The sequence below is a fragment of the Ruminobacter amylophilus genome (assembly GCF_900115655.1).
In the GTDB taxonomy this organism is placed as follows: domain Bacteria; phylum Pseudomonadota; class Gammaproteobacteria; order Enterobacterales; family Succinivibrionaceae; genus Ruminobacter; species Ruminobacter amylophilus.
Window position 1 is genome coordinate 16439 of record NZ_FOXF01000033.1, and the last position, 11261, is coordinate 27699.

An 11261-nucleotide genomic window follows, 5' to 3' on the forward strand; every position below is an offset into this window, starting at 1 on the left:
GTTAATATAATGAGTGAAAAAGAACAGATCATAAATGAACAGGTGCTTTCCGCCTTTCGCGTGCTGTACCCTTTAAGAAAATGCGGTTTTCAGGATATATTCTATGCACCGGGTTCAAGAAGCGCCCCGCTGGTTATGGCCATGTCAGCCATTTCCGGATTCAGAAAGCATATTCATTATGATGAAAGAGGTCTGGGCTGGTATGCTTTGGGAGCCGCCAGGGCCACCAGGAAACCGTCCGTAATATTCACCACGTCAGGCAGTGCCGTGGCAAATCTGTATCCCGCCGTGGTTGCAGCCTGCCGTTATGATATTCCCCTGCTGATCATAACTGCCGATCGTCCTGATGAGCTTCTTGACTGCGGAGCCAACCAGACAACCTGTCAGGGACGCATATTCGGCAAATTTGCTTCATTTCTGCAGATCTACGAGGATTATCTCGACCAGACCAACAACTTTACGGTCGAGAGAGTATGCAACGTCATCCGCACCTGTTCCCTGACCTGCAAGCCCGCCCATATCAATATTCCGTTCAGGGAACCTTTCTACACTGCAGATGAGGAGTTCCGCAACAGTGTGGATTTCAGCAGAATGCTGGAAATGATTAAAGAGGAAGCGGAAGATGAAACCGAAATGATTCACGGATACTTCCCGTCAAGATCCGATGAGGATTTTGCGGAATCCTATCTTCCGGTAAGATTCAATGCGGGCCGGGCTCCGTTTCACACCGTAATCGGCAGCACCGATGAGGTAAAGGAGCTTGCCGATGCCATTCCGTCCATGACTGAAACGAACTGCATGTACCGGCAGATCAACGCCGTCACCCGTTCAGTCTTCTACGAGCATCTCAGAGTTGATCAGCACGGTCACACCATTTATGACCTGGTGGAACAGGATATTGACGAAAATTCTCCGAAACTGACCTACATTATCCAGTCATACGGATGTCTGAAGAGCTCCTGCAACGCCGGTCTGGTTGCCATAGCCTGCGGAGCCGGACTTAAATCCAATATCCTGCTTATCATAGATCCGATAGATCTTATTGCCGACCTCAATTCAGTGCCTCTGATGAAGGAAAGCAGAGTAAAAATGCTCCTTCTGGACAGAAAGATGATGGATCGCTCGGGAAGAAGCAACTGTGCTCCTGATTTCAGCATTGAAGAAATTGCCAGAGGAATGAACATTCCTTACAGAACTGTTTCCAAAGCTCAGGAATTTAAGGAACTGCAGAAATCACTTAATAAGATGAAAAAGGTCTGGGAGCCTGAAATAATCGAAATTACCGATATAGTATGGTAACAGTCGCGTGTCAGGCTGTATCGCCTGGGGCTCACACATAAAACGTCTGAAGGTCATATCCGCTAAAGATATGACTTTCAGTTTTACTGTTATGATGTAACCGGAGACACAGTAAATATCAGTCGTACCAGCTGCCTTCCTGCTTTTCATCATCATCAAGATTGATGTTCTTGCGGAAGAGAACGGTGAGCGCTCTCTGAAGCTTGTCTTCCTCAACCAGTATCATGTCGGTCGGAATGGCATATTTGGTGGAGAAGGCGTCAAGGCCTTCAATGGCGTTGATGCATGAAGGATCGGAAACCGCAAGATACAGTGTATTGTTTACCACCCCTATAGGAACCATTTCATATTTCATGCAGTATTCTTCATTAAGATACTTCTGAGGAGCTGTTTTCGGGTTGAACTGAGAAAAGTCCATGGAAGGAAGATCATATTCTTCAGCAAGAAGATCCATAAGCTGTTTCGGTTCGGCGTAGCTTAAATTTATAACGGTGGCAATGACCGATTTTTCGTATTCCTCAACTTCACCCTGTACAACACTCTTTTTAGGGCTGCTAATAATGTTTTTTTCGACCAGCAGGTTCAGTAAACCGGATTCAACAGGCATGTTTTTTCCCTCAATATAGTTATTATAACGTACGGCTGACCATGTGAAACAAAGATAAAAAATGTGTTTCATGGCTGTGTCAGACTGTAAGATCTACTGCAGAATTCAGCTTAAAAAATCTGCAGAATGTTCAATAGCCGTTAGATATTCTACTATAATTCATTGCTATTTTTCTGAGAAATTATTGTTGCATATCACAAAAATCTTATCAAAAATGCCGTTTTTGTTAAAATCTGAAAAACCTTTAACAAATTCGAGATATCTTGTTCCGTATTTCTCTCTGATGCGCCGGGCCTCGCGTACGGTTTCCTCGCTGAAAAGATATTTACCGTCCGTTATGCACAGGAGATCTGCTCTGGCAAAAGCAGGATTATGCTCAATCATTCCGGAAACCTCGCGCAGGGCGTTGTCTATTGAAGTGCCGCCGCGGAAGGATCTCTTAAGGAATGAATTAAGTTCATCAAGCGAGGTGTCTTTTTCCGTACCGGTAATGGTAAGAGTCTCCGTTTCAATGGCGAAGTTTATGATGTGACACGGTCTTCCCGCCTCAAGACATTTAAGGGCCAGAACGGCGGTAACGGCCTTGGCATAATCTTCATTCTCACCTTTCATTGAACCGCTGGTGTCAACACAGACGATTACGGGGCCCCTTTCCTGTTCTCCTTCCCCGCCCGCTGTCCTGCCGTTCCCGGAAAATACCCTGGCCATTTTAATGAAGTCAAAGGCGAGAAGCTCGCGATTAAGAAGTTTTATGTCGAAAAGAGATTCCAGTTCCGGATCACTTAGTCTGGCAAGTTCTTCAGGAAGCACGTAATTGAGCGTGTCACTCAGTGTTATTCCGGAGATGTGATCGCCTTTAACGCTTTTACGGTACCTGCCGATGCGTTCGGTATAGATTTTCTCGGAACGTCTGGAAGCCAGGGCTTCGAGTCCGAGGGTTCTGCCGAGGGAATCAAGCAGTTTAATGAGCGGTACGTTGTTTCTGACCACATTGATATACCGAAGAAACACGCTTCCCGAGTCGGACGGACGGACCGTGGCATACGGACTCATTTCGGTCTCCCTGCCCCCGTTCTTCAGAAATTTTGACATGTAGTGGTCGGTCATGTCCCTTATTTCCTCGTCACTTCCGTCTCCGCCGAAGGATCTGGCGTATACGGAATAAGGGATTCCCTGAGATGAGCAGAAATCCACGCTTTCCTTAAGCTCTTCAAACTGAGTGCTTAAAGCCTTCTCGGAAAAGCTGCGGATTTCCTCTTCCTTTTCCTGCTCGAGTTTCCGTACGGCAGCCGTAACGGAATCCGTAAGAGCCCTGCGCATTCCGTCAGCCACATTGAACTCGCGGAGGCAGAGATCGGTGAGATCCTCAATTCTGATGATCTGCACGTTTTTATCCGGGGAGGCGGTATTGAGGTTATCTCTGAGAGCCATGAGCTCTGCGGAATAATCCGCATATGATTTCATGTGATCACGCAGTTCTGCTGTGTAATCGCGGATCCTGAGATACTTTTCACCCAGGTGATCAAGATCCTTCAGATACTGTTCCTTTTTCTGAAAATCCTTAAGCGTTCTGTGAGACAGATAATCGGCAAGGAGCAGATCATCCGCATATTCGTTTCCTCTGGCAAGACGCCTGTTAAGAGAATCGGCAAGAGAACGGTTCAGTCTGTTAAGACCGCCGAGGGCTGCATCCATGTTGTTGAGCACGGACGGCGTGCATCCGGCTCTGCGGCTGCGGACATAGTCCTCGCGGAGCCGGCGCAGGGTTTTTACGCCTTCCTGATAGAAATCGATAATGGGAAACACGCCCGGAACGGTTCCTTTCGGGGAAAACTCATCAGCGTTTCCTTTTCTCTCTTCATCATTGAAAACGTCAGCGACTGTCTGATCCCCCTTTCTGCCGGGAGTATTATCAGTAACTGTAGTTCTGTCGGTCATCAGTGCACCTCATTTACCTGAACGGGCATACCGGTATCCGGCCGGGGAGGCCGGATACCGGTGCGTCGTTATGCACCTGTCGCGGAAACTGAATATTTTCTGACAAGTTCGTTTACCCGGGATTCATAGTTTCCGGCTCTGGAGATTTCGGCAGTTACCGGAGCATAAACCTCCTCAATCACGGCCGTAAGCGCATGTTTCTCATCATCAGACAGGAAAATATCGGAGTTGACGCTGTTTCTCATGGCGTCAAGTCGCTCTCTTATTTCCCTTATGCATCTGCCGTTCTCCTCAATGAGCTGTTTTACCTTTCTGAAAGAGCCTATTATCTCATCAAGGAATTTCATGATGTCGCCGGAGATGACGCTGTTTACCTCGCCTCCGGAGGTGAATCTGATTTTTACGGATCTGCCGGTTGGCGCCTCTCTGGTGGCTGCCCTGCCGCAGACTCTGCCGTGATGATCAAATATGTCGAATTCACCGTCCTTTCTGAATTCATCATAAGGAATTCTGACGGAGGTTATGTCCGGCCTGTCTTCAGGTGAAAGCTCAAGCAGGCACTTTTCATGATTTATGGTCTGAAGACGCATTACCAGTTTGTCTGCTGACGGTGTTTCACCGTCATTCAGGACACAGTGAAGTCCCGCGGCAAAAAGCTCTTTCTTATCAGTGAGGGTGCAGTTGAGATGACGGGCTGAACCGATTCCCAGTCTTGAAATCTCATGCTCGAACCATCTGTGGTAGCTGTTCTTTTCCACCCAGATGTATCTTGCTCCGTTAAAGCGTCTTTCGTAGGTGATTACCTCGCCTCTTGCTGCAGGGAAATTGCCGTGCTTGGCCTGATAAAGCACCCTGTCGCCGTTTTCCATGAAGAGAACATAAGAGTCCATTCCGGCCATCTGCATGAAGCGGCCGTTAAGCTCGCTGTCAGGTTCACCACCTCTTAAAGGAGCCACCGTGCGCACGGCAGCCACGTCCGAGGCGTATTTTTCGGCATCAAAGCAGGCCGGCTCGAATATATCCTTGAAATCAATCCTGATGCTGGTTTTGATTTTCATCTCAAGACATCCGAAATGACTCTGAATTTCAGAAATTCTGGCATACATTTCGAAACGTTCGTCGAGACGGTTCTTAAGTCTTAACTGAATGAACTTTGGCAGAAGAGAAGAAGGCGCAGCATAGCGTTCCTCTTCCAGAGACTGACCGTCGATGCCTCTGTGTCCGGGAACCGAGAAGGTAAACACTTCGGTTCCATCGGAGTCTCCCTTGGTAAAGTACCCGTTAAGATCACGATAGAGAATGATTCTGATTACATCCCCGATTTCCGGAAGCAGAATGGAGGTTTTACCGTCCCTTACGGAATTACGGCACTTTTCATAGGTTTCGGAGGTATAGAAGTGATCCGGTGAAACCTTGCGGTACCATGAGTCAGGATTCCAGAAATCATTGGCTTTTACGTAGGTGAAGCCGAAGTCCTTGAGCATATTGAATAAAACCCTCGGTTCGCCCTTGTCGGAAGTCATGCGGATATCCACATTATGATCCGTGAACAGCTGTTCATTGCTGCAGGTGGCAAGAATTTCTTCAAGCACCCTGCTGTTTTCCAGAATCTTTCCTTCGTCGGTATTGCTGATTCTGGCACCCATAACCTGTCTTATCTCGTTAAGGATCAGCTTTCTGAGATAAGGCCTTTCGGAAGGACTGTGCCAGAGCACGTTCTCAAGCAGTATCAGATGTCTGATCCCGGCTTTCTCTTCTTCATTGAAGAAGGCTGCAGCCTTCATGAATACCGAGCTCTGAACCCAGCGGCGGTCGGAGACGTATGAAGCATCGGTTCCGGTCTTTTCGTTATCGGAAAAACCATCATAATCCGCATGTTCCCTGTTTAAACGTACGTTCTCGGCGTAGTCGGCAGCTATTTTTTCGCGCAGAGAGGCCATGGCGCTGAGAAGTTCATCGGAAAGCCCGGTGTCGGCAACGGCCTTCTTCCATTTTTCAAATTCATCGGCGGTTACCGCAAGTTCCTTCATCTTTCCGGCATGTGCGGATTCGTCATTTTCCACGGCCGGAGCGGTGCTAACCATTTTTATGAAATTGTCGGCTCCCCTGACAGGTTCTATCACCAGTCTGACAATGAATCTGTCATAAAGAGCGGCCAGATCATCATCGTTAAGCGGAATTTCATTTGAGGCCACGGCCATGCTGCGCAAAGGAGCCTTCATAATCCGGTTTCCGTTATGATATGTATGCTCGTTGATGAGTGTAAGCAGCGTGTTCAGCACGGCCGGTGATGACTTCCAGATTTCGTCAAGGAAGGCAAAGTCCGCGTCGGCAAGATATCCTGACAGCTGACGTTCGTATTCATCCTGTTTGAGTTTGGTGATGCTGATTGGACCGAACAGCTCCTCAGGTGTTGAGAAACGGTGCATCAGATGCTCGAAGTAGCGGCTGTTTCCTGCAAAAATATCATTAAGTCTTCGGCAGATCATGCTCTTTGCGGTTCCCGGAGGCCCGTAAAGAAAGGTATTGAGACCGCAGAGACTGGCAAGAACGGCTGATCTTACGGAATCGCTTCTGTCAACCAGCCCTTCTCCCGTGAGTTCCATTATTCTTCTGATTCTCCTTCTGAGAGACAGCCCTTCATTCTGAGTGTTTCCGGCGGATGATGCTGTGTCCATGATTCCTCCTGAACAAATATGTAATCACTCGACATACTGTGTTATAAAATCTCAAATCGATGAGTACGGAGGTTTCGGATACGTCATGACACCCTGTAAATCATCAGTAAGAAACTTGTAAATACAGATACTTTTTAGCTTATTATAACGGCTAAAAAATTTCCGGACTGAGATCCCCGCTGAAATACTGAACACTCACTACTGCCGACAGATGTAAAGAGACTTTTGTTATTATAAATGTGAAATGGTTCAAAGATAATGCTTCAGACTGCAGGAAATGCGGGTTTACGGACTGCCGTTATGTTTCATAACGCAGATATTGTTATAATATGAGTATATAAATTATTCACCACGGGGATTCAAAATGTCACGGAAAAAACATAATGCAGGTCCGCCCCAGTCAGCAGAGGATATTTCTTCTGACAAAGAGGCGCAGTCATGGATTAAAGAAGTTATCGACGCTGACACCTGCAGACTGTACGGCTGTCTGTATGATGAAATCAGTCATCGCGAGCTTCATGAGCTTACTGATCTTGCCGAAAGCATGATTGCGGAATACGGTTCCGCTGCTGTTATAAGGAGGTGGGAGGAATATCTCTACTCCCGGTGTACCACTCCCGAATCCGTCGTAAACTTTGCCAATCTGTTCTGGTGCTACGGAGGATACGAATACCGCATTTCCGACGCCTGCAGATTTTTAGGATATATCTTTTACCGCATAGGATTTGATCCGGATACCTATGATTACGGTGAGGATAAATACGATGCAACCGGAATTCTGGACAGTATTGCCACCTGTGTAATGGTCAAGGCCGGATACGGACATGCCGATCAGGTGAGAAATCCGTACTACACTCCTGAAAATGATCCTCTCATCATGGCTGAGGTAAGGGCGTTTCGTCAGACAGACCTCTGATTTCAGAAGTCCGCAGGCTGTTTTCCGCTCTTTCCGACAATGCCCAGGCCGAATACGGCGAAGATGACCGCCAGTCCGACATTGACAAGGTTGAAGAAGCAGTAAGGCAGATAGTCTAGAGTTGAAATTCCCATGATCCCTGAAAAGTAGACACCGCAGGTTGACCATGGTATGAGAACGGAGGTAATGGTTCCGCCGTCCTCGAGGGAACGGGACATGACGGTCGGCGCTATTTTCATGTCGTCATAGATTTCAGCATACATTCTCCCCGGAAGAATCACGCTCATGCACTGTTCTCCGGAAATGGCGTTTATGCCGAAAGCGGTAAGAACTGTCGCCAGCACAAGCCTGCCTGCGGAATTTATGAATCTGACCACTACGGACATTATACGGCGGAGGCATCCCGAGCATTCCATGGCTGAACCGAAACTCATTGCGGCAATCATCAGAATCACCGTGTTGAACATTCCTGACATTCCGCCTCCCGACAGAAGCGCATTGAACGCCTCGTTCCCGGTATTGAGCCTGAGTCCGTCATAGGTTACGAGCCAGAGGGCTCTGATGTTTTCCGGAAAGGAACCGTCGGTTCCGAGAATTCCGGTAATGCTGTCAAACTGAAATATAACTGCTGCGGCAAGACCTGAAACAATTCCCGCAAGAATGGTAAAAATCGGCGGATACCGCTTCACGGCAAAATAAATGAGCACGGCAAGAGGCAGAAGACACCATGGACTGATATTGAATGAGCTCTGAAGCATATCTCTGAAGGACTCGTTATCAATGCTTTCGGCTGCAGGCTGTGCCCGGAGCCCCGCTGCCGCAAACATGATTACGCTTATAATGATGCTCGGCACCGTGGTGAATGTCATGCCTCTTATGTGATCGAAAAGATTCACCTGACTTACCGCCGAGGCCAGATTGGTGGTTTCGGAAAGCGGAGACATCTTGTCTCCGAAATATGAACCGGAAATAACGGCTCCGGCGGTGATGACCGGATCCAGTCCCAGGGCTTTCGCTATGCCCATGGCGGCGATACCTGCCGTGGCCGCGGTATTCCAGGAGCTTCCGATGCACATCGACACCAGGGCGCAGACAATCGCCGCGCACGGATAGAATACTCTGGCGTTTATCAGATTCATGCCGTAATAGATCATGGTGGGCATGGTTCCGCTTACAAACCATACGCTTATCAGCACACCGACAAAAAGCAGAATCAGACATGCGGGAAGAGTTTCAGCAATGCCCTGAATCATGCCTTTTTCCAGCTCGGTATATTTCCGGCCTGCCAGAATGCTGACGATGAACACCGCGAAGGTGCTTGCAAAAAGCACCATCTGGTTCGGTCCTGACACGCAGTCGTCACCGAAGCAGTAGACGCTAAAGGCCAGAAGGATAAAGAGAAATACCACCGGAATCAGTGAAAGAAACAGGTTTGGTGAATTTTTCATGTCTGGAGTCATAATATCTGTCCGGTGTTCTTGTTGATGATGCGTCCCCGGTTCACTGTTTTTTCCGTTACATGCGGTTCCTATGTTCACGGCGTCGGAAAAAACGCAGAGACTTCAGGATCAAGTTTAAAGACAAACAGCCCGTGAATAAACAGATTTTTGGTAATTTTTATCGTGACGTCATTTTTGGAGGAATCACAGATGAATATTTATTCGTTTTTTTTGGACATATGCTTAATCTTTATAAAATACAATATGCTAAAATGTTCCTATAAAGTTGTTTTAAAAAAGAGACCGTGTGAATGAGAACCATCAAATCCAAACTGCTGCTGACAGTAATCGTTCCCGTAATTTCCTTTACTGTCTGCTCATTTGTTATCTTTGTGACCGGTAATATTCATCAGATCAATACGGCGGGATACAGATCGGCAATGTCACTTGCCAAGGCTACCACACAGAATGTTGATTCATGGCTGAAGGTTAAAAAAGGAATTATTTCTGGATATTATGGACTTGATACGGAATTTCTGAAATCAACCCTGCAGACGGGGCTGCCAATCAAGGTAGACAGTGTCTATGATCTTTATTACGGAGATCCGGAAGGAAAGACCTACGCGGGTCTTGACAGCGTAGAGAACTACCTTAAGAGCGGGTATGATCCCCGTAAGCGCCCGTGGTATATCGCCAGCAAGGCAAAACCGGGGGAAGTCGTAATTTCCGAACCGTATCTTGATACCACGACCAGCGATCTTGTGCTTACCATTTCCGAGGGGTACCCTGCAGCAGACAAGGGTGTTGTCGGTCTTGACCTGTCAATAGATGACGTCACCGGTATTATCAGCAGTCTTAATCTGCCTGTTGAAGGTGAGGCGTATCTCGTTTTTGATGAAGACAACAGAATCATAGTATCAAGTACCGGTGAGCCTCTGCTCAACAGAACTCTCCAATCGGTTTACAGGGAACTCTCCCCCGAAGTTATCAGCAGAACAACCGAAAAGGAGAAGATGGACCAGTCATTTTCCTCCATCAGCCTTGACCGCGGAGATGTTTTTGTTCTGTCTGAAAAATTGAATGAAGCTCCCTGGAAGATTGTCATAATTCTTGATAAGAACAGCTACCTAAGCATCGCGCACATATACATAGCCGTCGTTTCCGTGCTGTCCCTGCTTGTCCTCCTGGGAACCATTATCTACATAGCCCGTGCGGTTGAATCAAATATTGTAAAACCTGTTCATCACGTAGGCAGCATGCTCAGGGATCTTGCCGAAAAGGAACCTGATTTCAACAACAAGATTGACGTGCAGTCAGATGATGAAATCGGAGAGCTTGCCTATAACTTCAATCTCCTGCTGGACAATCAGAAGCTTCTTTTCAATAAAATCAACGGCTTCCTGAAAACCTCCACCAGGGATTCCATCAACAGCAATGAAAACATTTCAAACCAGATTAACGAACAGCAGAATGAGCTGAATGAGGTTATTTCATCCGTGGAACAGCTTAACGGTTCCATTACCAATATCGATCACTGCGTAGTTGAAACCGAAGAGATTGCCGGCAGCATAGGCGACGCCTCACGCGAAGGAAAGAAAATGGTTGAACAGAGCAGTGATTCCATAAGAGAACTTTCCGACAGTATCAGAAGAACCGGTGATGCCATTGCCACTGTATCCGAATGCGCCAACAGCATTTTCTCGGTTGTCGGATCCATCAAGGAAATTGCCGATCAGACCAACCTTCTTGCACTCAATGCCGCCATTGAATCGGCACGAGCCGGAGAGCACGGCCGCGGATTCGCCGTGGTTGCCGATGAAGTGCGCAGTCTGGCAATCAAGACCGGTGAATCAGCAAGTTCCGTTCAGGACTCCATAAAGACTCTGCAGAATCACGTGAATACCACGGTAACCCTCATGCAGCAGAGCATGAATGACTGCGAAAGCTCCATGAACTGTGTTAACACCATGAATGAGTCCATCAATACGATACTAAACACTGTTACCCGCATTAGCACCAATACCGAAGCCATTCGCAATGTCACATCGGATCAGTCCCGCCTGATTGATGATACAAGCGACAAGATTCTGAAGGTAAATGATTCAAATTCAAGTATCATCAGAACCATTTCGGAAAACAAGGAGAAGACCATTTCTCTCCGTAAAAAGGCCGAAGAAATCGCAGTGGAAATCGGTACGAACTGATACTTTTGAGCATGAACTGATTCAGAGGGGATTCGCTATGCGCGGGGTCCCCTTTTTTCGTTTTATGACACCTGTATGAAAAAATTGGCTCTTCACGGAATTGTTGGGAATGTAAATATTGAAGAAGGGGCAAAAGTATTCTAGTATTTAATACCACACAAAAACAAATAGAGATACTTT

7 protein-coding genes are annotated in these 11261 nt (G+C 47.2%); 3 read left to right on the plus strand and 4 right to left on the minus strand.

All coding sequences use genetic code 11. From position 1 onward, the window contains the following. The first annotated feature begins 9 nt into the window (after positions 1 to 9). Positions 10 to 1299, plus strand: a complete 1290-nt coding sequence (locus BMY80_RS08295; protein WP_093142704.1) for a thiamine pyrophosphate-binding protein — start codon at positions 10 to 12, stop codon at positions 1297 to 1299. Between the two features lie 118 nt (positions 1300 to 1417). On the opposite strand, the gene BMY80_RS08300 is transcribed toward BMY80_RS08295, so the two are convergent. The 3 genes from BMY80_RS08300 to BMY80_RS08310 all read right to left on the minus strand — a co-directional run bounded on the left by BMY80_RS08300 (position 1418) and on the right by BMY80_RS08310 (position 6522). Continuing rightward, entirely contained in the window at positions 1418 to 1906 is a 489-nt protein-coding gene (locus tag BMY80_RS08300; protein ID WP_177178539.1) for a GspE/PulE/PilB domain-containing protein, read from the minus strand. 165 nt (positions 1907 to 2071) lie between these two features. Continuing rightward, the gene (locus BMY80_RS08305) at positions 2072 to 3844 is read right to left on the minus strand and encodes a VWA domain-containing protein (protein WP_093142709.1); all 1773 of its coding nucleotides are present in this window, start codon (positions 3842 to 3844) and stop codon (positions 2072 to 2074) included. A 68-nt stretch (positions 3845 to 3912) separates the two neighbouring features. Beyond that, the gene (locus BMY80_RS08310; RefSeq protein ID WP_093142712.1) at positions 3913 to 6522 is read right to left on the minus strand and encodes an AAA family ATPase; all 2610 of its coding nucleotides are present in this window, start codon (positions 6520 to 6522) and stop codon (positions 3913 to 3915) included. A 364-nt stretch (positions 6523 to 6886) separates the two neighbouring features. Between BMY80_RS08310 and BMY80_RS08315 the strand changes: the two genes are divergently transcribed. Further along, on the plus strand, positions 6887 to 7438 hold the full coding sequence (locus BMY80_RS08315) for a hypothetical protein (protein ID WP_093142714.1): 552 nt from the start codon (positions 6887 to 6889) through the stop codon (positions 7436 to 7438). Positions 7439 to 7440: 2 nt separating this feature from the next. Here the strand turns inward: BMY80_RS08315 and nhaC are convergent, their stop codons facing one another. Then, entirely contained in the window at positions 7441 to 8898 is a 1458-nt protein-coding gene (nhaC, locus tag BMY80_RS08320) for a Na+/H+ antiporter NhaC (protein ID WP_093142717.1), read from the minus strand. 290 nt (positions 8899 to 9188) lie between these two features. Between nhaC and BMY80_RS08330 the strand changes: the two genes are divergently transcribed. Further along, positions 9189 to 11081 carry a methyl-accepting chemotaxis protein gene (locus BMY80_RS08330; RefSeq protein WP_093142722.1) on the plus strand — a complete coding sequence of 631 codons (1893 nt, stop codon included), beginning with the start codon at positions 9189 to 9191 and terminating at the stop codon, positions 11079 to 11081. Positions 11082 to 11261: the final 180 nt, after the last annotated feature.